Here is a 22,956-nt window from a genome sequence, read left to right as displayed (position 1 = left end):
GACCGGAGGAGACGTATTTATAACAATTACGTACGAATTGTTATAGTATGTCTCCTTTATTTTTATCAAGAATGGAGTGTTACAGTTGAAAAGATTACTACTGAGTTTTTTATTACTTTTTACCTTCAGCTTTATTGCTGCTTGCGGAAATAATAGCAATACAAAAACAACTACAGACAAAGCAAATGCAGACGAAACAAAGATTATTCGTATTGGTTTTACACCAGGACCTTATAGTGATCAAGTGAAAAAAGGGATTGCCCCCATTTTAAAAAAGAAAGGGTATGAAGTGAAATACACTGAATTTACAAATGGAAATGAAGTAAACTTTGCTTTAGCAAAGGGTGATCTTGATGCAGATATTTTCCAACATACTGCTTATTTTAAAAATTTTATCTCTGAAAATAATTTAGATTTAACAGAAGTATTGAAAGTACCTACTGCACCGATGGGGTTATATTCTGACAAATTTGATAGCTATAAGAATCTAAGTAAATCTAAAGAATATTCAATTGCCATACCAAATGATCCGCCCAATATTGCTCGTGCATTACGAATTTTAGAACAAGTGAACTTGATCAAGCTCAAAGATAATTACAAACCAATAACTGTGAGTACAAAGGATATCCAATCTTATAATGTGAAAATTAAATTTGTAGAGGTAGAGCAGGCTCAATTAGCACGTACAATTCCTGATGTTGATTTTGCGCTTGTAAATGGAAACTTTATATTAGCCTCTCATCGAAAATTATCAGATAGCTTGTATTTAGAAAATCCACCTTATGAATATCAAAATTTGATAGCTGTCCGCACGGAAGATAAGAACAAACAGTTTGTAAAAGATTTAATAGAAACGTATAAATCTGAAAATTTCCAAAACTTAATCGAAACGGATCCTGAATTCAAAGGATTTTGGATGCCAACTTATTTTAAAAAATAACTTGTTGGTGCTCTAAAAATTAGTTGATCCATTGTAAACTATTGCTCTATTCAAATAGCTATGCAAATATATTTGTAATTAGATAGTTGATGGATGCATGTAAAAAAGTCGATTTACCACAATGCTATTGTGACAAATCGACTTTTTTTATTGCATTTAGTTGCGTATCTATTTTTCTAATGACCTTATTCTTTTCCTCTATATTCAAATGCATAAATATGTACACTGGTCATATCAATAACATCTATATAAAGTTTTTTTGAGGGAATTAGATGTTATTTGCACTAATTGTGTTTGCCATTCAAAACTTCAGCTCCAATTGAGGTGCAGTTCAGATGATATTAGTTTTAGAATAAGCCTGTTTTCAAAGGAATCTTAAAAATGGCTCCAATGAAAGGAACTGTTTTTTGTCTTTTAGCGTGTAATACCTAAAAAAGCACCTAACAAATAAGAGATAAGCCATAAAGCCCATACACCTATGCTGAATTTGTGGAATTGATGTTTGGCATTTTCAGTTCCTTTTCGATAGACGTAAATTGCCCAAATAAGATGGATAGCCATTAAAACAATAGCTGCAGCGCCTGCTATTTGGTGTAGACCTAATTTTGATCCGCCGGTCGTTTCGGCAATAGTTCCCATTGTAGTTGTCCCAATTGTATCGAATATAATACCAAATACAAAACTGAAAATGTGACTCTTTTTAATGGTTCCTGAACGTTTTTCGTTAAATACACCCCATGTGTAGAAAATCAGTGCAAGAGTAATGGTAATGATTGATAAAAGTAATATACTACCCATTTATGCTTTTCCTTCTTTCATTTAAAAAATATGGTACTGAAGGAGGACGATACCACTTGAATAGTATAAGAGCATAATATTACGAATGCAACAATCATTTTAGATTACAGAGCGGAAGCGGACACAATCAATTCGAACTCTTCTAGAGATCCATCATAAAAGGAAAAATAATAAGTGTAAAAGTACCAATAGACGACTTCCTTATATTTCATGGTATTTGAATTTTATTGACATTTATAATTGGACGTAATAGTATTTCTTTGTGCGCTTTAATTTTCTTTTTTTTTCTTTAAATATAGTTTTTTGTTCCTAGTTGTGTAGATAGATATAAAGTATGTGCTGTGCATCTAATTTATATATTAGAAATACATAAATACTATAGAAAAGAAAAACGTTAGATTTGCAAAATTTGTCGTAATTAATCTGAAATGTGTATTGTAATGCGAAATTGTAAATTTCTATTGGGTGAAAAGGGTAAAAAATAGAAAGACATTTCAGTGATAGTCAAACAGAATTTGAAGGGGCAACTTCAGTTTGAACTTCATAGTGTCGTACATTTGAAGGAGACTGTATTCGATGAAGTTATTAACCAAAATATTATTATCGATTCTTGGTACATGTATGATTGTATTTGTTACGATCGTAGGATTTAACATATACCAAGTCAATCAATCATCCGTAAAAAATGCAGAAAAATTAGCCTCCACGGAAAGTGAAAAACAGGCTAGAGGTGTTGAAGCAAAGCTAAATTATGCGATGGATATTTCTAAAGGGATTGGCACTACATTGGGCTCAATGGTAGAAAATCATAAAGCGAATCGCCAACTAGCAAATACTATTTTAGCAAAAACGCTTCAAGAAAATCCGAATTTTACGGGTACTTGGACGATATGGGAGCCAAATGCTTTCGACGGTCAAGATAAAAAGTATAAGAACACCAAGGGACATGATCAAACAGGGAGATTTATCCCTTATTGGACTTGGGAAAATGATCAGGTAAGTTTGTTAGCATCAGATGATTATGATAAGCCTGGAGAAAATGATTATTATCAGCTTGCTAAAAAGACGGGCAAAGAAGTCATCCTCAATCCATACACTTATCAAATAAGTGGAAAAAAAGTACTAATGACCACGATTGTCGTACCTATTAAGATTAATGACAAGGTAGTTGGGGCTGCTGGGGTAGATATTAGTCTAGATTCTATGCAAAAAATAAGCAACTCGATTCATCTCTATAACAGTGGTTATGGGGCGATTATATCGAATGATGGAACAATTGTATCTCACAAATTACATAAATTAATCGGAAAGAGTAGCTTTAAGCTTGCTGGTACAAATTCAAGTAAAGTATCAAACGCGGTACAAACAGGTCAATCTCTATCCTATACTGATGTAGCCTCAAATGGTGATGATGTCTATAAAGTGTATACACCAATCCATATAGAATCTACAAATACACCTTGGTCACTCATGGTTACTGTGCCTTTAAACGAGGTAAAACAAGAAGCCAATTCATTGACCAAGTATTCCATTATGATCAGTCTAATTGGTATCCTGATTCTTGCCATATTGGTTACATTCATTGCGAGAGGATTAGTTAAGCCAATAGTAAAAGTAGTCGATAAAGTAGAAGAAATTGCTGGTGGTAATTTAACAACAGAAGCTTTAACGATTCAGTCAAAAGATGAAATCGGTCAATTAGCGAAAGCTATGAATGATATGACCTCTAATACTCACACACTGATTAAAGATGCTGCAGATATTTCTAAACAAGTATCTTCATATAGTGAAAATTTATTGACATATACCAATGAAATAAGTGATGGCATTGAACAAGTATCTGCAACAACGGAACAATTAGCTGCTGGTTCGACTGATCAGGCTCAACATGCTAATGAAACGTTAGAAAAAGTTCAACATGTAGATCAAGCAGGGAAAAATATCGGTCAATATTTGGAAGAGATGACGAATAGTTCACAAAGAACAGAAGCTTCGGTTGAAAAAGGATTACAAAGTGCTAAGCAATCGATACAAGGTATGCAAGTAATCGAGGAGAAAGTAGCATCCACTGCAAGTATTGTTCAACAATTAGGTGAAAAGTCAAAAGAAATTAGAAGAATTCTTGATGTAATTAATGACATTGCGGATCAAACGAATTTATTGGCTTTAAATGCAGCTATTGAAGCAGCACGTGCTGGTGAGCACGGAAAAGGCTTTTCAGTCGTAGCTGATGAGGTAAGAAAACTTGCCGAACAATCAGCACAATCTACAAGTCAAATTTCGACCATTATTGATGGTGTATTAAAAGAAACACAGGAAGTTGAACAATCTATGAACGGTGTTGTTCAAGAAGTTCAAGTAGGTGCCAATTTAATTGATCAAAATAGACAAGCTTTTGATGATATCCACCAAAATATTGATGATATGGTTAACAAAATCGATCACGTCAACAGTGCATCTAAAACGATTCATGATGCAACCACAGAAGTGCTAAAAGCTGTTGAAAGTATTGCGGCAATCAGCCAAGAATCATCTGCAGGGACAGAAGAATTATCAGCAACCATGGAAGAACAAAATGCATCCATGCAAGAAATTCTAGGAATGGCTCAAGACCTTTCCCATATGGCAGAATCACTTGACCAATCATTATCAAAATTCAAGTACTAAAATAGAATTTATCAGAGTTTGTAAAGTCAGAATCGATTAAAATTAATAGTAACCCTATAAAGTAAATGATTAACATTTTACTTTATAGGGTTTTTTATGTATTCGCGATTTTTCAATAATGCTGGTGAGTGAAGCAAAAGCCCCCACGAGTGTAGCATAAAATCTCCTAAGTGGTGAAAATCAAGTTAAGTTACTACTGAAACTTGAGAAAATCTAATATGTATTTTAAAGATGACTCAGTGAAAATACATCAAACCATTGAAAATGTAAGAAGATTTTCGAAAACAATAAATACTAATGACCACGATGTTTGTATCTATCTATCTACATGGGGCTTTCCTTCGTAAAGTAAAATTCATCATATCAAATCATTCATTATTTTTTTGCAATTGAAGGTTGTATTAGACAGTAAAAATTCTTCACAATTGTTTTACAAAGGTCGCATAATACTATAAGCATTCGAAGGTTAGATAATCCAAACGGAAAATAGATTTGGAGTAATAATTTTTACTTCTAATAAGGATTTAAAAGTACATATAGATTCTACTGTAACCGAAGGAAATTCAAATTTCTGTTTTAAAATTAGAGATTTAATAATTTTGTGAGGTTTTATGGTTACTCATTTTACTATTACTAATGCTATCGGACTGAATGGATTTTGAGTAAAATGATAGATTATGATTATGGAATAAAATTCATTATATAGATAATATTTGGTAAGGAGGGTGAACAATGAAAAAACTATTCTATTCATTTATTTTTGCATGTACTTTATTTTTAAGTTTGTCGATTGTAGATCGAGCTGAAGCATCAGTGCTCGGTACTAGAGAAAATCCTTTTAACGCATATGAGAAAACAATCTTTACTTATCAACCATATTCTTTTAAAACCAAGAAAGAAGTTGAACTTCAATTATTAGAATTGACAACAGGTGAAAAGGCAAATCAAATTGTGCAACAAGAATACAAATATAATGTGCTGCCACAAAGTGATGAACAATGGCTATTTTTTAAATATAACTTAAAACACATAAAAAATAGCAAAGATGAGCAATTGGCTGCGACTGATATTATATATAACAACCAATATACCTCTGATTTTTACTTTTCAAAAAATTATCGAGGGATTCAGCCGATTAGTACGGCAATATTTTACGGGGATTTGAAGGAATACGATGCCCGCAAAGTACTTTTATATCCAGGAGCACAAAGCTATGCATATGCCGGAGCATTACTAAAAAAATCTGATGGTTATCCATTATTCAGAATCCGTAAAGCAAATGGTACGTATTATTGGTTCTCAACTGACCCAAAAGCTTTTTCAGTCAGATCCAATGCGAAAAGTAGCTATGCTTATACGGGAAAAGCAATTCAACCATCAATTACAGTTAAAACACCAAAAACAACTCTAAAGAAGAATGTGGATTATACCGTTTCATATAAAAACAACAAAAACGTTGGAAAAGCTACTGTTACCATTAAAGGTAAAGGACAATATGAAGGCATAACCAGATCATTTACATTTATCATCAAACCTAAGTCACCAACCATTATAACAGCTTCCAACTCAAGTAAATATACGGTTACATTAAAATGGAAAAAAGTGACGGGTGCCAAAAAGTATGAAATCTACTATGCACACAGTGGATCAAACTATTATTATAAATTTTATACAACAAAGAGTACCTCAAAGAAACTATCGTATTTTGGCAGAGGCAATACTTATAAATTCAAAATAAGAGCCGTTTATAATAGTGAAATTTATAACGATAGTCAGGTAAAATCAGTAAAGATAACGAAATAGAAGTGGTAATATTTAATACCAAGTAACATTTCACTGACCCCATGCATCCCATGGGGTTTTTAAATTATTTAATCAACTATTTTTTGGAACTCTTAAGCAATGAGTAGGGTAAGTAAACGATCGAGTCCTCCCTGAATGGTGCAAGTAAAGTTTGCTTGTTTTAAATTCGTATTTTAGTTGAATGCCCCAGCAGATATTAAAAAACCTCAATCTCTTCAGAACTAACAGAAACTTTATGCTTTAAGCTATTAACTGCAAATGCTTTTGCATGATATTTTCCAACTCGGTCAAATGTTACTGAAAGTTGATGATCGGTCGAATAATTTTTCATATCAATTCGTTCGTTATCACGGTAGACATACCATGCAATATTATTTTTCTCAGAGTCGGTTATAACCTCAAATATGCATTGTGAACCAATGGATTGCTTTCCCTTCATCGATTGGATGATTTCAAGTGATGGATAATTTAATAACTCTCGAATCGTGTTTTTCAATAGAGTAGGAAAGAATTTGCCAACATCACTATGTTTATGATAGTTACCCAAATTAAGTTCGTAATTGATATGAACTTCATCTAATTTTGCTAATAAGGGCTTTACATGATTTTCATAGTGTGGCTCATCTTTACCCAGATGAATGAAAATATTAGGCTTGTTTTGTGTTTTCTCAATCATCTTCGGCATAATCTCATTCAGAAATCGGTGATCTTCATCTGCTGAAACTCCGGACATAAAAAGAGTCACATCCTGTGAATTTGTCTGATCTAATAAATAGTCACCTAAATAATATTGAGGCGAAGCAGCGATAATGTGATCGAATCCATACTTAATGCCATAATATAATGCTGCATAGCCACCTTTGCTAGAACCACAAGAAATGATAAAATTAATGTCATTTTCTTTGATAATAAAATTAATTAAAGAAATGACGGATCTTTCGATGGCGAAGTCTTTCTTTTCACATAGATAGTAACTTGCTCGACTACCGAAATCGTCTAATATAAATAGCTTGTTACAATCGAACTCCGATAAGGTTCGAACAAAATTATATGTTGGTTGCTTTCCTTTAGTAGGAAATGCTGAAAAGATAATAACTAAGTTATTTGTCTTTGCATATGATTTTTGGAACAGATATTTGATGGATTTTTCACTTTCGAATACTTTTTCGCCTTTAAACATACGGATCTCCTTTACAAAGTAAAATTGTCCAATTCTAAAGACTATTTTAGTACAATTGAAGGTAGTATGATTGAATTTACAAAACACTTCACAATAGTTTTACAAAGTTTACTACAACATCTAATTCGCTACCTTTTAATAGGCCATTGACTTAAAATTGAAAACGCCAACATGCAAAGAATCACAGCATTTTGGCGTTTTGTTTTTTATATACTAATTCAATGATTTACTTTTTTGTTAGTTAAACCAACCATTTGGTTCAACATTTAGGCGAATATTGATCTGTTTTGTTTCTTGGAATTCCTCTAGACCGTATTTACCTAAACTGCGCCCAATTCCACTTTGTTTGTAACCACCCCAAGGAGCTTCTACATAAGTTGGGTGATAATCATTAACCCACGTAATACCCGCGCGAACTTTTTTAATCACACGTAAGGCTTTTGCGCCATCATTGGAAAAAACGCCACCAGCTAAGCCATAATCCGTATCATTTGCGAGTTGAATGGCCTCTTCTTCAGAATGGAACTTTTGGATAGTAACTACTGGGCCAAAGATTTCTTCGCGGACGATACGCATATCGTTTGTAACATCTGTGAAAACAGTTGGAGCTATAAAGAATCCTTTGTCTAATCCATTTTCTATGAGGCGTTTACCACCAGTAGCAAGTGTAGCACCTTCTTGAATCCCACTTTCAATATAATTTAAAATGCGATTCATCTGTTGTTCACTAACAATTGCACCCATTTCTGTTTCTTCTGCAAGTCCGGGACCTACTTTAATATTGTTGGCCCGCTTAATATACCGTGCAACAAACTCATCATATATGCTCTCTTCAACTAAAATCCGACTACCTGAAGAACAAACTTGACCTGCACCATAGAAAATCCCAAATAATCCATAATCAACAGCTGTTTCTAAATCTGCATCAGCAAAAATAATATTAGGTGATTTGCCCCCAAGTTCTAAGGAAATCTTCTTCAGATTACTGCTTGCTGCCTGCATTATTTTACGTCCAGTATTTGTACTACCAGTAAAGGAGATGATATCAACATCTATGCTTTCTGCAATCGTTTGGCCAACGGGATCACCATGTCCGATGACCATATTAGCAACACCTTTTGGTACACCAGCATCATGCATAATTTCAAACAGTTTCATAGCTGTTACAGGTGTGACCTCAGAGGGTTTGAAAACAATACTATTACCTGCTGCTAATGCCGGAGCGATTTTCCATACAGCCATTAATAGAGGAAAATTCCATGGTACGATCAATCCTGCAACCCCGATTGGTTCTTTTATCACCATTGCCTGCACATTATCAGGTACGGGATAAGTCTCGCCATCTGGATGTAAGATTAGACCTGCATAGTATCGGAAGGCTGTTGCGGCATCCGCAATATCAAAGCTTGCTTCATCTTTTCGTTTACCATTATCGAGTGTTTCTAGGATTGTTAATTCTTCTGCCATTTCATCAATTTTATTGGCGATTTCGACTAATACTGCTGCTCGTTCGTGTGTAGTTTTAGAAGCCCAAATACCTGAATGAAAACTTTCTTTTGCTGCTTGAATAGCGAGTTCTGTTTCTTCTTTTGTTGAAAGGGGAGCGTAAGCAATTACTTCTTGGTTAGCAGGATTAATCACTTCTTCGTATTGTTTTGAAATGGGTTCACTCCATTGACCGTTAATATAGTTTTTTAATGTTAATACACTTGTTTGAATTGTCATTTTCATTCTCTCCCTTTTTATAGTTTTAAAGTAAGTTTTTCTGATTTGGCACGTGAACAGCAAGTTAAGATCGTTTTACGCGTCTTTTTATTTTCCTCACTTAAGAAAACATCTCGGTGATCTACTTCACCCTCGATAACATCTACTTCACAACTTCCACAACCACCAATACGGCAAGAATGAGGAGCATCAATGCCTGCCTTTAAAAGTGTTTCAAGTAAAGTTTCTTTGTCAGATACTTCAAGTATTTGCTCACTTTCAGTAAGTTCCACGATGAAAGGATTTTTTGGTAAGTTGTCAGCGTTGTTACCGAACAATTCAAAATGAATAGCACTAACAGGATAGCCTATAGATTTGGCTGCGTTACGAAATTCTTCTACCATGGGCGTTGGCCCACAAAAGTAAACGTGAGTTCCAACGCGATGAGTTGCCATTATGTCCGTTGTCAACCGTTGGGGATTTTGAACTCGGCTAAAGTAAAACGTTGTTTGATCCGGATAGTGCTCTTGTAAATAATCATAAAAAGCACAAGATTGTTTTGTTCTAGCTGCATAATGCAATTCAAAAGTATCTTCTTTTGGCAAATCACGAATCATGGTTAGGAATGGTGTAATCCCAATACCTGCCGCATAAAATGCATGGTGACGGCCACGTGAACTAAGTGGAAAATGATTTCTTGGAAAACTGATACATAGTGTTTGACCAATCTCAGCCTGTTCATGCCAAAACACTGATCCACCACGAGAATGTGGATCTCGTTGAATGGCAATTTCATAAAAATTACGTTCGGTTGGGGGACTTGTTAAAGAATAGGAACGAACAAAACGTTGATCATTATTTTCAATGGTCGTTTCAATATGAGATCCCCCTGTAAAAGGTGGTAAAAGAGATTGATCGGTTGGAACAAGTCGAAAACGTTTTACATTAGGTGTCTCATGGATAATTTTTTCTATTTTTACTTCGATGTTTCCAGCAACTCTCATCATATTCAACTCCTCACTTTTTCGATAATTGGTTGGAACGGATAGCCAATGTACCCTTGTCGCAGTGCAGAGAAGAAGGGGCCAACAGTTAAGTGAGCTCCACATGAGCACTGTGTTGTTGTCGCGTCTAGTTTCACTTCATGTAATTGATAACATTTCATACAATAGACCTTCCGTTTTTTGTCACCTATTATTTGAATTTGTAGCTCTTCTTCGGACATGCCTTCTTCTATACAAACGTCAAAGACCATACTTGCTGTGTCCCAAGGGGCAAGAACAAAAATGTGTGTACCGATGGTTTGGCTTTGTATGAATTGACGAATTATTTCTTTTTTTTCCGGGATCATCACTTCTTTAACAGGAATGGTTTTAGGAAATTGTTCTTTGGAAAACGGTATATCTTTTTCTCGGAAAACGATCATTTTTTTTGTGGATTCCCGACAGATAAAGGGGCCGTCAGTTATAACGATAGAACCATCATAAAGTCTTGGACGTTGTGGGATCATAAGTCTCCTCCCTTTTTCATTTTTTCAGCTTCCCTGCGTAAGTACTCGACAGATTGAGGCAAAAAAGGTGCAATCCCTTTGTACTCTGCCATTGCTTTCGGTATATCTTGTAGTACGTTATAGGTTAGATCAAACCATTCTTGACGTAGCTTTAAATCTTCCAAAGGTAAAAATTGAGTGTTTAAAACAAATAGAATCGCATTACTACGTGGCATACGATAAAATTTTTGCTCTTCTACTCGTAAGCGAACGAGTTTCCCGGCGTTTTCTGGTGTAATAAGACTGCGTTGAGGTTCCCATACATCCATTGTTTCGTAGTTAACATCCCAACGATCCGCCATTAGATTCCAATTGATTCGTGTCCAAGGTTCACCAGGGTTAATAGATAACAAAAAACGGCGAATTCTATCTACTAACTGATCACCTTTTCGTGAAACAAACGGAACAGGTGCATGAATTTCATCAAAAGACATACCTGCATTCCAATTTGCCGAAAAAAGAGCAGCATACGAAACTTGGCCAACTTCTAAATAGAAGTTTTGATCACGATGAACCATTAAGACAAAATCGTTATGAAAATGACGACCTATATAATCTAATGGTGCATAGGGAAGTGTACTGCTATCTCCAAATGTGAATGTATCTTTTTCCTTGAAGATATGGTTTTCAAAAGTCCAAACGGGATCTCTTTTTTCTAAGGAAAAATATTGTGGATAGCGATCGATAGCCATTTCAACTAACATTTCTAAAATCTCCCATTGAAATTCATCTGTTCCTTCTAATGCTTGAAAGCGCACATCGGGTTGCTCGTCAAGTAAACGTCGTTTAGCTTTCACTTGCAATTTGTATTCTGGCGTAATTTCAATACAGTTTAAGTTTTCAAGTTTCCGTAAATCATTAGAATATCGGTAATTATCCGAACGGAAAGGGAATGGGAAAGTATTCAAATCAGTGCATTTAAAATCTAAATCTTGTGTAAACATTTAAATTTCCTCCTTTTAATGATCTTTAGTAGGTTGAATCTTTGATAATGCTGTTGAATGATCAACAGCGAAATTAAATACATATTTTGCAGAGAGATAATAAGTCACAAGAGCCACAAAGTAGGTTGGAAGCCCTGCTGATAAATACAAAAAGAGTTTGCTAGATTCCATTGTGAGCGGATTGTATAAAGACCAGTACACAATCGTACTGATGCTAACTGCTATTACAGCAGATGGATTAACACCTTTATAGTAGTAGTAGTCACCTTTCAAGTTATAGAGCTCACGAAGTGAAATTTTTTGTTTTTTGATAAAGAAGTAATCGGAGATAATAATTCCTCCTAGACTAGCCATTACAAAGGAGATAAATGACATAAATGAACCAAATGCATTATAGAAAGTTGGACTAATGAGTAATAGAATTGCAGGAATTGTTGTACTCATCGAGAATTTCCAAGACTTTGAATGGAACATTGTTTTAAAGCTAATTGCTTGTGAGTACATTAGGAAAATAACCGCACCTACATTTGCCAAGGTTAATAGAAGTAAGCCAGCAACTCCTAGATAAGTGCCACCTATTGGAAACATCCAAGAAGCTGGATCAATCGTACCAATTACTAATGTTGCTAGAGCACCAACCAAAGCTGCAAGGCAGATTATCATGCCATAACTATAAAAACTAGCTTTATAGGCACTCGTTCCGTTTTTTGCTAGGCGAGCATATTGTCCAAGGTAGGGTAACCAAGAAAATCCCATACCAATATTAATTTCAAGTGCAGTCATAAAAGATTGTGATTTCATGTCTAATGGTTCGGATGGTATAAGTGAACGAATGGCTGGGATGTGAGAACTGAACATTAAAATTCCAAGTAATCCTGCTAAAAATAGTAAAAATGAAGGAACAGCCAAGATGTTAAATTTCTTGATAGCAATTGGTCCATTAGATGCTACGAGAAAGGCGACAAAAAATAAAATAATTGAAAAAAAGGGTGTTCCAGTTGTAGAATCTATGAAGAATTTAGGTAATCCAAGCCAAGTAGCTAGTTCGACAAGTATTTGCCCTGACATAAATAACGCAACAGATATGTAACCAAGCGTTAACACGAGAAATAATAAGAAGAAGAGAGTGGCTCCTAAATAGCCAAGTGAACTTCGAAAACCGATAAATGTATCAATTCCATAGCGTGCAAAAAGTAAAACAATCGGTGCGATTAAAAACATCGGAAAAGCATTTCCAAATAGGATGACAGCTATTGAATCTTTTGCATTCAACATACTTCCTGTATATGCACCTGTTAAAAGTCCAAAGGCGGATAATCCAATCACTACTTGTACCAAGATTAAATCCCACAAACCGAAAATTTTTCCCTTTTTGTCTGTTGGTAAATAGCCAAGAGCAACATCATTGGCTATATTCGAGTTTTCTTTAGACAAATACTGACCCCCTTTGTACTTTTTCGATGTTATTTTTATTTACATTTAGATAATTTATCTTTAAATTACTGTTATAATGAAGAAAAGTCCTACAAAAGCCATGAAGATAAACACATCTAGCGTATCGATCAACCGAAAATCGCCTCTGTATTGCGATTCTTCTTGCTCAAATGCATCGATTTTTTTTTCGAGTTCAGCTGTTAGTCGATTTTGTAGAGAGCACGTTACAAGATTTTCTGGTGATTTGTTTGTAAATTCTGTCACATTGCATCACCTCCTTATGTGAAGATTTTTGACAGCTACATAATAATTATGCAAGAAACATGCCAATTGAAAATTTAGATTATTTCAATAATTAAAAACTTTTTACTATTCAATTTTGAAAAAGCTTTTCAAATCTGAAATTGAACGGAGTGAATAGATAATGGACTGGAAGCAATTTGTATTACAACAATATGATGGTGTAGTAATTGCAGATAGTACTGGTGCAATTGAAGAGTTTTTGGTAGGACATAATAGCTTTTTGTTTGAGGGGACAATCTTACATACTATTCAAGAATTAGAGATGAGAGTTTTTGAGAAAGCAATTTTTTCATTGATCGAAGAAAAAGAAAAGCAATCATTTCTTCAAAAGACGAAAACAGGACTGCAGATCATTACAAAAGTTTTAACATACGAAACTAAGTACATCTACACATATAGTAAAGTAGAGAATTATAGTAATCGTAAAAATAAATTATATAAACCAATTTCAGCTGATTTTCCGTTTATCGTAAATAGTCCTGAAATGTATGAAGTATATGAAAAATTACGTAAAACGGCTACAACGGGCGTTACTGTGCTACTTTTAGGAGAATCAGGAGTAGGAAAAGAAATGGCTGCACGTACGATTCATCTGTCAGGTATGCGAAAAAAGGGACCATTTGTTGCGATTAACTGTGGCGCAATTCCAGAAAATTTAATTGAAAATGAATTATTTGGACATGTTGAGGGTGCTTATACAGGTGCATCCAAAGGAGGAAGTATCGGTAAATTTCGCCAAGCTGATCAGGGCATTTTGTTTTTAGATGAAATCGGAGAGCTGCCACTTCCAATGCAAGTAAAGTTACTTCGCGTACTTCAAGAGCGTACAGTGACGCCAATCGGTAGTCAAAAGGCTTATCCAATTGATGTTCAAATTGTATCAGCGACCAATCAGAACTTAACTAAACTTGTTCAAGAAGGAAAATTTAGAGAAGATCTATTTTATCGTTTAAATATTGTGCCTATTCAAATTCCTGCTCTACGGAATCGTGTACAAGAAATACCTGATCTTATCCATCATTTCGTTACTAAATTTAATCACAAATATAATTTAAACGTCGTCTTTACCGATGATGCTGTGGATTATCTATGCATTCAAGATTGGCCAGGGAATGTTCGTGAACTAGAAAATAGTATAGAACGTCTAGTTGTTTTAACGGAAACAGAGATTATAACAAGTAGAGAAATCTTAGAGATTCTAAATATAGAAAAGAAGCCGACTAAAATTAATCATTTTTTCTCACAAGTTTTACCTTTAAAAGATGCGTTTGATCTAGTAGAGAAAGAGTTAATCGAAATGGCAATGACTCGCTATAAATCGCCAAAGTTAGCTGCTGATATGTTAGGGATTAGCCAACCAACAATGAGTCGCAAGTTGCAAAAAATACGGCAACAAGAACAATTACCGGTTAAAACCAAACGAGCAGTGCTAGAAGAAGAGTTAGATAAAAGGTTAAGATCGATTGCCATCGTAACAGCTGTCACAATCCCATTAAAGCTGGTTCAACAAGCTATTGAGGATGAAAAGTGTAAGGCTACAGAGTTGCTGACAAAAAAACTAACGGATATAAAACGTCTTGAAGGTATTATTCATTGGGTATATGTATTTAAGATGAGTAAAGAAGGGAATTTGGTACATGTGTCAGCTTGTGATGATTTTGTTATGGAGATTGGTGAAGCATACCTAGGTCCAACAGAAGTGATGAATGCTGCCAATGATGCCTTTAAAGGAAATGTTTCCATTACATCTGTTTATGAGGACCGTTACGGATCTTGGAAAACATGCTTTGCACCTCTAATAACTGATGAAGGTGATGTAAAAGCGATAATTGGCTATGATTATAGTCAATCTTATATAACGGCAGAATTAAAACGGTTAGGAAAACAGTTAAATGTAGTTGTATAAACAAAGACAATGAAGATTCAAAGACTCCTTGAATTTTTTTATTATACCAATGTTTTTATTTTAAATTTTAAAGAAAATTGAACATGACAATTCAACATCTAACAAACTTTTTAGGAGGTAACTGAAAAAGTAAAAATAGCAAGATTTTTATCATAAAAATCTTGTATTACAATCTTAGTTGAAAGTGGAATTAGCGTAGAGTCCTAGAAAATGCATTTGCATTTTCTTCGTGCGATGTTCATTCAGTGAAGTTCATTCAATGTCCTGTGGGAAAACGAACTAGACGAGACTCCGCAGGAACGAGGAGGCTCGTCAGTTCGCCCGCGAAAAGCGGAGCTAATTCCACTTTCAGTCAAAAGTAGATAAATACTGTGAATTTTTGTGTTACTCCACTTTTTTAGTGGCCTCCTTTTTTGTTAGGTGGTTTTTGGGCAATAGCTAGCACTTAATTATTCGCATTTTTAGGAATTCTAAATAGTAGAATAGAAAAATTATTTGTAGAATTTTAGTTTGTATTATTAGATAATATTAAAATCAAGTAAAGAAAATTAGTTCAAATCGGCTGAATGGGGTAGGAGGAGAAAAGACAGAGGAGATTAAGATAAGAAAATGAAACCACTATCAATTATAGGGTTTATAGTAACCGGTCCTTCAAATTATAGTAAGTCTCTTATGAAAAGTATTAGAAAATATATGGAGACAAAAAATTTATATAGAATAACTGCATAAACGGAGTGGTTGATAATGATGATGAGACCGTGGAAATCGAACGAGCTTGTAAAAGTTATGTACGATGAATCGAAACAGCATCGATTAAAACTTATTTGTACATGGGATGAGAACCTGCCAGAATGTTTGTATATTATGCTAAACCCGAGTTCAGTTGAATTAGATAAATGTGATCAAACCATTGATACATGTATTAAAATTGCTTCTTATAATGGGTATGGTTCGATAATTATTGTAAACTTATTTTCTCTGCGAACCGCTACTCCTGAAAAATTGCTAGAATCTAATGTTCGTACAATTCCTCAAAATATAGACATTGTAAAGCAATCGATTGACGAAACAGACATGATAATCGCTGCATGGGGAAAGGAAGGGGCATGGTTTAATGCAAACTATTCTATTCTAAAATACATGGAGGATAACGGTAAAAATCTGCATTATCTTCATACGGATGCATACGGCTACCCTATGCATCCAATCTGCATAAAAGCCGTCACTCATTTTAAAGAATATCATTACCAAGAGAATCAAAATGTTCGAATTTAAGAATTGGTACCTAAACCTTCTAATAGAGACAATCTATTAGAAGGTTTTAGTTTGTAGGGCGAATCAAAAATGAACCAATCCACGAAACACAACAAGCCCTAAATAGCCCAACCAACTTAGAAAATGAAAAGAGGCTACGAAGTGATTCGTAGCCTCCTCCAATTTCAATTCTATTTACTTACTTTAACGGTAGTAGCTTTACTTTTGTTACCAGCATTGTCTTGAGCATGAACTTTTAAAGTAGTACCTTTCTTTTGAGCTTTGATTTTCACTTTGTAATCACCTTTTGAATTAGCGACTGTTTTTCCAAGTAACTTATTGCCACTATAGATGAATACAGTAGCTTTGGCCTCTGTTTTACCAGTTACAGAGGTTGTTTTTTGAGTTACTTTTTTCACAGTTGGCATTTTAGGTGCAGCAAAATCTGGCATTTTCACTAAAGAAGGTATACCGGAGATGTAGCCGATACCACCTGTTTTGTTAATACCGATTTGTGTATCGATGGCTTTTTCTAGTTCAGCTTTGTTCACGGCTGTGATTGCTTTTGTATCGAGTTCATCTCCAGGATGTTGGAAATTACTAAAGATATAAGGGAAGTTATTACGGTTGTCTGCTGCAAATAATCCTGTTGCTTCAGCTCCAGCTGGTATGGATAAAATTCGATCAAGTTTTTTCGTATCTACATTATAAGCCCAGACATAATTATTTGTATGATTACCGCTATCTTCACCGATAAATAGTGTTCGCATTGCTTCAGAATAACTTAAGTTATCTGGATTTGCTACTTTGTCCACATTTGCTGTATTACCATACGCATCAGCTGCTGGAAGATCTTCACCTACAACTAAACCAGACATGGAAGAAGCAACATAGGAACTATTAATAGATGAACCCTTGCTATCTTTTTGGTCTTTTTTCAAATCTAATTGGTAGGTTACGCCAGCTTTAATCTTCGGTAATTGAATATCGTCTACGGGGTCTTTTCCGGTTGAGTCTTTTTCCATACTTTTACTTTGATCGGAAATAGCGATATATACTTTTTTATCCTTAGCATTCAGTGTGACGCCTTCCATTTTGTTAAATTCAGTAGTTGCACCAAGTAATGCGGCATAACGGCGAGTTTCGAGGAATGCTGCTGCCTTTTCTTTACCAGGTTTCAATTTTAAGTATTCAACTTTACCATATGAATATTGTTTAATGGCTTTAAATCCATCTTTTGGAACATCTGAAGTTTCGAATATATCACTGAACTTAATGCCACTATCAATAATATCTTTCACTTCTTTGTCTGTTGCATGTCCTAATTGGATCCATTCAAGGTCTCCAGAACCACCATTTTCAGTACCTGTTTGTTTAAATTTAGTTGCATATAATGTACCGGCTGATAAATCTTTTGCATTGTCCGCTACATACATGAACATTCCTGTATTTGCACCATCATCTCCGAAAAATACTGTCTTGTTATCAGGCATTACTTTCATCAATTCATGAGAGAAACGACCTGTACTGTAATGCTTCACAACGGAAGCCTCGCCATTTTTGCTTACTGTAATTTCAGGTGAGTAACCGTAGAAATAAGGATTTGCTTTTGTTTTATCTTTAAAATAAAATCCTGCAAATGTTTCAACTTGACTACGTGTTTGAGAATTTGGATCTAAGAATAGACGTGCGTCTGGTTCATATTCTTCAGAGCCTAAGTGTGTATTCCACGGTGATAATGATCCGTTACAAGGAATCCAAAGACCGTTCACTGATGAAAAGTCAATTTTGCTTACTTTTTTAGCCTTAAGTTCGCCATTCTTCTTGTTTTGTTCCAATTCCGTTAAAGACATGGAAGCTGGAACTAAACCATATGCAGATTTACCAGAAGCATCAATTGTTTGGTATTCATAATGCGTAACCATGAAAAGCTTCCCGTCAATAGGATTCAAAAGGCTGTTTGAGTCTGGAGCATCTGACACAAAATATTTGTTTCCAGAAACACTTGGGTCAACAATTGGATCGCCATTAACATCAATTGGCGTGCCAGCAGGGACTTTTTCACCTTTAACGGTTGCTACAGGATCTTCAGATTTAAAGAGACTTTTATAAGAAAGAGGGAATGTTTTTACTTTTCCATTACTATATTTCACCTTAACTGAAGCAGTTGTATATGTTTTCACCATTTGATCAATTGTAGTAGGGGATTGCATTCCGTTGAACTGAACCGATTCAATTTTTAATTGTTCCTTAGCAGCTGCTTGTGAAGGTGTAATAGCTGGGATTGCAATAGCTAATGCTAGAGCTGCAGCAGCACCTTTTTTAACAAATTTCATATTCATAAATCATTCATCCTCCTGAAAAATTAATAGTCTTCCTATAACAATTACACATAATAACTATTAATGGAATATTAAGGGGATGTTAAAGATTGTTTTTTATAAGTAAAGAACGTTGTAGTAAATTCTACAGCGTTCTTCTTAAAATGAGTTATATCACTTTTTGTATTTTAAAAATTTCTTTGGAACGGGGACATATTTAAAACCTGCAGCAATAGAATCCAATTCGTTCGGATCGAACACAATATTCATTCCTTTTGGAGTCCAATAGAATTGGTGATTGTACATTTTAGTATTTTGATCAGCTAATGGATACAGATATGGATGATTTTCGATGTAATTTTTCACATATTTATTTGCCTCGTTATACGATTTGGTATCTTTGAAAGCTTTTTTTAATGTAATGTTCTTTCCTTTATAAAAATTGAATACCGTCATCGTCACATCATCCTGAACCCCATCTTTATAAAATGCATTAATATAAGAAATACTAATTTTATCATCCTGATTGTACATCACTTTGCTGATGCTATAGGAGGAATACTGTGGATTTTCATTTTTTAATTTTTGATCAGCTTCGTAGATACTTGCCACGTATTTCAACATTTGATAGTTCGCTGCATCATAATCCTTACCACTAATGACGGCATACTGAAAGTTCTTGTTGTTTTTGTATGTTTTAATCGTGATTTTTGGAGGCGTTGGAGAGGCTAAGACTGATGACGGATCGTGAAATCCTAAACTGACCAATAATATAATAGGTGTAATAATCAGTACGACTATTTTTGAAATAAGTCTCATTTTTCTTCCTCCTTCTTTCTACAGAAAGATAATCCTTACATGATATTGTTTCCCTTACTTCCTCAATTATTTATGACAAATAAATATCAGTATGAATGAGATGGTATTTATTTGTGATGTTTGATAAAAATATATTTTTCGCGAATAAAAGAGTGGAGAACGCGAGTAAATTGCCTGAGAACGCGAGTAAATCAAAGGAGAACGTGAGTAAACCAGCCAAGAACGCGAGTAAAAATAAAATCAGTCATTCTCTACAAAGATATAGAATGAATAAATAACAAAAAAATCAAATATATATTATATGAGATGAAAAAAACTTGATCACTGAACTAACCAACTTGTGACAAGATAAATAAGATAGTAATTATTTATGATATTTGATAAAAATATATTTTTCACGAATAAAAGAGTGGAGAACGCGAGTAAATTGCCTGAGAACGCGAGTAAATCAAAGGAGAACGTGAGTAAATCGGCCAAGAACGCGAGTAAAAATAAAATCAGTCATTCTCACAAAGATATAGAGTGAATAAATAACAAGAAAATCAAATATATATTATTTGAGATAAAAAAACTTGATCACTGAACTAACCAACTTGTGACCAGATAAATAAGATGATAATTATTTATGATGTTTGATAAAAATATATTTTTCGCGAATAAAAGAGTAGAGAACGCGAGTAAATTGCCTGAGAACGCGAGTAAACCAACCAAGAACGCGAGTAAACTTCACACCAAACAAATTATCATTCAAAATGGATAAGTTAACAATTTAACGCCACAATTTCAGTCAAGTATTGATATGTACTAATCAATAAATAGTATATCCTTATTAAATAAATTTTCATAAAAAAATATAAAACGTGAAATTTTTTTTAATAAAAACTCCTAAAAACATCCCCTGAATTACTATAAATACTAAAATTTAACCCCTAAACTATGCCTGTTTATAAAAAAGTAACATTTAGTATGACATAATTCTCTTATTGTGTTGACATATTGATAGAATTTCAGTATATTATTGTGTAATCGATTACACATGTAATCGGTTACACACAACTGCAAAGGAGGAGGAATATGGTAACGATTAAGGATGTAGGGAAGCGTGCAGGCGTTTCTGTTGCTACTGTTTCCAGGTACTTGAATGGTAAAGGCTATGTTAGTGACGATGCAAAACAAGTAATCGAAAAGGCTATTGCTGAGTTAGATTATAAGCCCAATCAACTCGCTCGATCATTAAGCACAAAGAAAACTAATATTATTGGTTTACTTGTACCGGATATTACCAATCCTTTTTTTCCTGAGTTAGCTCGTGCTGTAGAAGATACAGCGTTTGCAAATGGCTATACAGTTGTGCTGTGTAATTCGGGAGAACAGAAAGAAAAGGAAATTCATTATATAGAATCACTTCAGCAAAAGTATGCTGCAGGGTTTATTGTAACGACCAATCATCTCGAAGCGGACTATTACCGAAGTATTCAATTACCAATTGTTGCTCTCGACAGACGATTAGACCCGTCTATTCCAACTGTAACTACGAACAATGTTGATGGTGCGAAGATCGCAACGGAATATTTAATAGGAAGAGGATGTAAGCACATACTTTGTATGCGCGGACCAATTGGACTAGATGTTGCGGAAGATCGAATGACAGGCTTTACAGAAACAATCAGTCATTATCCCAATATAAAAACAGATGTGATTACAAGTTTATTTGATTTTGATGAAGCAGAACGCGAAGCATTCGAATTTCTCAAAACACATGAAACAGTTGACGGGATATTTGCGACAAGTGATGCATCAGCCATTGGTGCGATGAAAGCAGCGCATTCACTAGGTATACAAATTCCTGGTGATCTTCAATTAGTAGGATTTGATGGAATCAGTATTGGCAAACTGCTAACGCCAGAATTGACAACTGTCGCACAAGATATCTATAAGTTGGGGACTGTTGCTACTGAATTGCTTATAAAAAAGATTGAAGATGAGGTAATAGAAAATAATTTAATTGAATTACCCGCAACATTAGTTGTTCGAGGTTCTACGATGTAAGGAGAGATGTCATGATTACCGTAATAGGCAGTATCAATATGGATTTAGTAGTTGATACAACAATTTTCCCTAAACAAGGTGAGACGGTTTTAGGAAATCGTTTTGAAACAGTACCGGGTGGTAAAGGTGCAAACCAAGCTGTGGCAGCGGCAAGACTTGGTGGAAACATACAAATGGTAGGTGTCGTTGGTAAGGATGGCTTTGGGCAAGAACTTACGAATAATTTAATAGATGAAGGCATTCATACACAATATGTATCTACTACAACAAAAGCAGCTACTGGTATTGCCAATATACTACTCTATCAAAATGATAATCGAATCATCGTTGTTCCGGGTGCCAATGGTTTTGTAACATCAGCTGAAATTGATGCAGCTAAAGAAATTATTGGACAAAGTGAAATGGTCATAATGCAGCTTGAAATACCAGCAGAAACAGTGCATTATACATTAAATCTTTGTAAGGAACTTGATGTACCAGTATTACTAAATCCTGCTCCATCAGAAAACTTTGACCCAACTTGGATGGAGAAGATCACCTATATCACACCAAATGAAACCGAATGTGCAGATATTTTCCCAGGTGATTTAGAAAGCACATTAGAAAAATATCCAAATAAACTAATCGTCACACTTGGTTCTCAAGGTGCTCGTTATTTTAATGGGAAAGAGCATATTTTCGTCGAAGGATTTAAGACACAAGCGGTGGATACGACTGGTGCCGGTGACACATTTAATGGTGCCTTAGCTTATGCACTTACATCTGGACAGTCTCTTAAAGAGGCAGTTCGATTTGCGAATATCGCAGCATCATTATCAGTCGAAAAATTTGGAGCACAAGGTGGAATGCCAACGCTTCAAATGGTGGAAAGTCGCTTGGGAGGAAAATAATTTTGAAAAAACATGGAATTTTAAATCGTGAGCTAGCTGGGATTTTTGCCAAAATTGGTCACACGGATACGATTATGATTGCCGATTGTGGATTACCAATTCCAGATGGTGTTCCTTGTATAGATTTGGCTTATACATTAGGAAAACCAAGTTTCGCGGATATTTTAGAAGTGGTTTTAGATGATTTTAAAGCTGAAAAAGCTGTCATCGCACAAGAAATGGAACGCCAAAATACGGCATTACACAGTCTTGTTCAGCAAGTTCTTTACGTTCCAATTGAAACAGTAAGTCATGAAGAACTTAAGCAACTTTCATCTAAAGCAAAAGTTATTATTCGTACTGGAGAAGCAACACCGTTTGCAAATATCATTTTGCAATCAGGCGTTATATTTTAA

Annotated in this window: 18 protein-coding genes; 8 read left to right on the top strand and 10 right to left on the bottom strand. The window is 34.7% G+C overall.

What is annotated here, in order from left to right; all coding sequences use genetic code 11:
• The first annotated feature begins 76 nt into the window (after positions 1 to 76).
• Positions 77 to 940: a MetQ/NlpA family ABC transporter substrate-binding protein gene (locus CEF14_RS11525; RefSeq protein ID WP_245890153.1), complete on the top strand. Its 864-nt coding sequence runs from the start codon at positions 77 to 79 to the stop codon at positions 938 to 940.
• A 414-nt stretch (positions 941 to 1,354) separates the two neighbouring features.
• Here the strand turns inward: CEF14_RS11525 and CEF14_RS11520 are convergent, their stop codons facing one another.
• Positions 1,355 to 1,738 carry an HsmA family protein gene (locus CEF14_RS11520; RefSeq protein WP_102693000.1) on the bottom strand — a complete coding sequence of 128 codons (384 nt, stop codon included), beginning with the start codon at positions 1,736 to 1,738 and terminating at the stop codon, positions 1,355 to 1,357.
• Between the two features lie 576 nt (positions 1,739 to 2,314).
• Here CEF14_RS11520 and CEF14_RS11515 point away from each other — a divergent pair.
• Both CEF14_RS11515 and CEF14_RS11510 read left to right on the top strand, forming a co-directional pair.
• Positions 2,315 to 4,405, top strand: coding sequence for a methyl-accepting chemotaxis protein (locus tag CEF14_RS11515; RefSeq protein ID WP_102692999.1), 2,091 nt, complete (start codon positions 2,315 to 2,317; stop codon positions 4,403 to 4,405).
• A gap of 732 nt (positions 4,406 to 5,137) precedes the next feature.
• Positions 5,138 to 6,208 carry a fibronectin type III domain-containing protein gene (locus CEF14_RS11510; RefSeq protein ID WP_102692998.1) on the top strand — a complete coding sequence of 357 codons (1,071 nt, stop codon included), beginning with the start codon at positions 5,138 to 5,140 and terminating at the stop codon, positions 6,206 to 6,208.
• A gap of 196 nt (positions 6,209 to 6,404) precedes the next feature.
• Here the strand turns inward: CEF14_RS11510 and CEF14_RS11505 are convergent, their stop codons facing one another.
• The 7 genes from CEF14_RS11505 to CEF14_RS11475 form a co-directional block, all read right to left on the bottom strand.
• The gene (locus CEF14_RS11505) at positions 6,405 to 7,388 is read right to left on the bottom strand and encodes a Two component regulator three Y domain-containing protein (protein WP_102692997.1); all 984 of its coding nucleotides are present in this window, start codon (positions 7,386 to 7,388) and stop codon (positions 6,405 to 6,407) included.
• Positions 7,389 to 7,625: 237 nt separating this feature from the next.
• Positions 7,626 to 9,119, bottom strand: a complete 1,494-nt coding sequence (locus tag CEF14_RS11500; protein ID WP_407690454.1) for an aldehyde dehydrogenase family protein — start codon at positions 9,117 to 9,119, stop codon at positions 7,626 to 7,628.
• Between the two features lie 11 nt (positions 9,120 to 9,130).
• Positions 9,131 to 10,096 (bottom strand): PDR/VanB family oxidoreductase, encoded by a 966-nt coding sequence (locus CEF14_RS11495; RefSeq protein WP_102694385.1) that lies wholly within the window; start codon positions 10,094 to 10,096, stop codon positions 9,131 to 9,133.
• A gap of 5 nt (positions 10,097 to 10,101) precedes the next feature.
• Entirely contained in the window at positions 10,102 to 10,602 is a 501-nt protein-coding gene (locus CEF14_RS11490) for a hypothetical protein (protein ID WP_102692995.1), read from the bottom strand.
• Positions 10,599 to 11,585 carry a heme-dependent oxidative N-demethylase family protein gene (locus tag CEF14_RS11485; protein WP_102692994.1) on the bottom strand — a complete coding sequence of 329 codons (987 nt, stop codon included), beginning with the start codon at positions 11,583 to 11,585 and terminating at the stop codon, positions 10,599 to 10,601. The genes CEF14_RS11490 and CEF14_RS11485 overlap by 4 nt, the downstream gene beginning before the upstream one ends.
• A 15-nt stretch (positions 11,586 to 11,600) precedes the next feature.
• Complete coding sequence (locus CEF14_RS11480) at positions 11,601 to 13,019, bottom strand: cytosine permease (protein ID WP_102692993.1); 1,419 nt, start codon at positions 13,017 to 13,019, stop codon at positions 11,601 to 11,603.
• A 60-nt stretch (positions 13,020 to 13,079) separates the two neighbouring features.
• Positions 13,080 to 13,283 (bottom strand): hypothetical protein, encoded by a 204-nt coding sequence (locus CEF14_RS11475; RefSeq protein ID WP_102692992.1) that lies wholly within the window; start codon positions 13,281 to 13,283, stop codon positions 13,080 to 13,082.
• Positions 13,284 to 13,443: 160 nt separating this feature from the next.
• On the opposite strand from CEF14_RS11475, the gene CEF14_RS11470 reads away from it, so the two are divergent.
• The gene (locus tag CEF14_RS11470; protein ID WP_102692991.1) at positions 13,444 to 15,228 is read left to right on the top strand and encodes a sigma-54 interaction domain-containing protein; all 1,785 of its coding nucleotides are present in this window, start codon (positions 13,444 to 13,446) and stop codon (positions 15,226 to 15,228) included.
• 744 nt (positions 15,229 to 15,972) lie between these two features.
• Positions 15,973 to 16,503: a DUF1643 domain-containing protein gene (locus CEF14_RS11465; protein ID WP_102692990.1), complete on the top strand. Its 531-nt coding sequence runs from the start codon at positions 15,973 to 15,975 to the stop codon at positions 16,501 to 16,503.
• Between the two features lie 170 nt (positions 16,504 to 16,673).
• Here CEF14_RS11465 and CEF14_RS11460 read toward each other — a convergent pair whose 3' ends face one another.
• Both CEF14_RS11460 and CEF14_RS11455 read right to left on the bottom strand, forming a co-directional pair.
• The gene (locus CEF14_RS11460; RefSeq protein ID WP_102692989.1) at positions 16,674 to 18,824 is read right to left on the bottom strand and encodes an alkaline phosphatase PhoX; all 2,151 of its coding nucleotides are present in this window, start codon (positions 18,822 to 18,824) and stop codon (positions 16,674 to 16,676) included.
• Between the two features lie 153 nt (positions 18,825 to 18,977).
• Complete coding sequence (locus tag CEF14_RS11455) at positions 18,978 to 19,622, bottom strand: hypothetical protein (RefSeq protein WP_102692988.1); 645 nt, start codon at positions 19,620 to 19,622, stop codon at positions 18,978 to 18,980.
• 1,074 nt (positions 19,623 to 20,696) lie between these two features.
• Here CEF14_RS11455 and CEF14_RS11450 point away from each other — a divergent pair.
• The 3 genes from CEF14_RS11450 to rbsD are packed head-to-tail and all read left to right on the top strand — an operon-like array spanning position 20,697 to position 22,956.
• On the top strand, positions 20,697 to 21,671 hold the full coding sequence (locus CEF14_RS11450) for a LacI family DNA-binding transcriptional regulator (RefSeq protein WP_102692987.1): 975 nt from the start codon (positions 20,697 to 20,699) through the stop codon (positions 21,669 to 21,671).
• Between the two features lie 11 nt (positions 21,672 to 21,682).
• Entirely contained in the window at positions 21,683 to 22,561 is an 879-nt protein-coding gene (rbsK, locus tag CEF14_RS11445; RefSeq protein WP_102692986.1) for a ribokinase, read from the top strand.
• A gap of 2 nt (positions 22,562 to 22,563) precedes the next feature.
• The gene (rbsD, locus tag CEF14_RS11440; protein ID WP_102692985.1) at positions 22,564 to 22,956 is read left to right on the top strand and encodes a D-ribose pyranase; all 393 of its coding nucleotides are present in this window, start codon (positions 22,564 to 22,566) and stop codon (positions 22,954 to 22,956) included.

Source organism: Rummeliibacillus pycnus, from assembly GCF_002884495.1.
Classification (GTDB): Bacteria; Bacillota; Bacilli; order Bacillales_A; family Planococcaceae; genus Rummeliibacillus; species Rummeliibacillus pycnus.
The sequence above is the reverse complement of the archived record's forward strand: the minus strand, read 5'-3'. Positions and strand labels throughout refer to the sequence as shown.

Bases quoted from the DNA above. Each gene is read 5' to 3' on its own strand.
- CEF14_RS11520 (WP_102693000.1), bottom strand. From the start codon at position 1,738: ATGGGTAGTATATTACTTTTATCAATCATTACCATTACTCTTGCACTG.
- CEF14_RS11515 (WP_102692999.1), top strand. From the start codon at position 2,315: ATGAAGTTATTAACCAAAATATTATTATCGATTCTTGGTACATGTATG.
- CEF14_RS11510 (WP_102692998.1), top strand. From the start codon at position 5,138: ATGAAAAAACTATTCTATTCATTTATTTTTGCATGTACTTTATTTTTA.
- CEF14_RS11505 (WP_102692997.1), bottom strand. From the start codon at position 7,388: ATGTTTAAAGGCGAAAAAGTATTCGAAAGTGAAAAATCCATCAAATAT.
- CEF14_RS11500 (WP_407690454.1), bottom strand. From the start codon at position 9,119: ATGAAAATGACAATTCAAACAAGTGTATTAACATTAAAAAACTATATT.
- CEF14_RS11495 (WP_102694385.1), bottom strand. From the start codon at position 10,096: ATGAGAGTTGCTGGAAACATCGAAGTAAAAATAGAAAAAATTATCCAT.
- CEF14_RS11490 (WP_102692995.1), bottom strand. From the start codon at position 10,602: ATGATCCCACAACGTCCAAGACTTTATGATGGTTCTATCGTTATAACT.
- CEF14_RS11485 (WP_102692994.1), bottom strand. From the start codon at position 11,585: ATGTTTACACAAGATTTAGATTTTAAATGCACTGATTTGAATACTTTC.
- CEF14_RS11470 (WP_102692991.1), top strand. From the start codon at position 13,444: ATGGACTGGAAGCAATTTGTATTACAACAATATGATGGTGTAGTAATT.
- CEF14_RS11465 (WP_102692990.1), top strand. From the start codon at position 15,973: ATGATGATGAGACCGTGGAAATCGAACGAGCTTGTAAAAGTTATGTAC.
- CEF14_RS11460 (WP_102692989.1), bottom strand. From the start codon at position 18,824: ATGAATATGAAATTTGTTAAAAAAGGTGCTGCTGCAGCTCTAGCATTA.
- CEF14_RS11455 (WP_102692988.1), bottom strand. From the start codon at position 19,622: ATGAGACTTATTTCAAAAATAGTCGTACTGATTATTACACCTATTATA.
- CEF14_RS11450 (WP_102692987.1), top strand. From the start codon at position 20,697: ATGGTAACGATTAAGGATGTAGGGAAGCGTGCAGGCGTTTCTGTTGCT.
- rbsK (WP_102692986.1), top strand. From the start codon at position 21,683: ATGATTACCGTAATAGGCAGTATCAATATGGATTTAGTAGTTGATACA.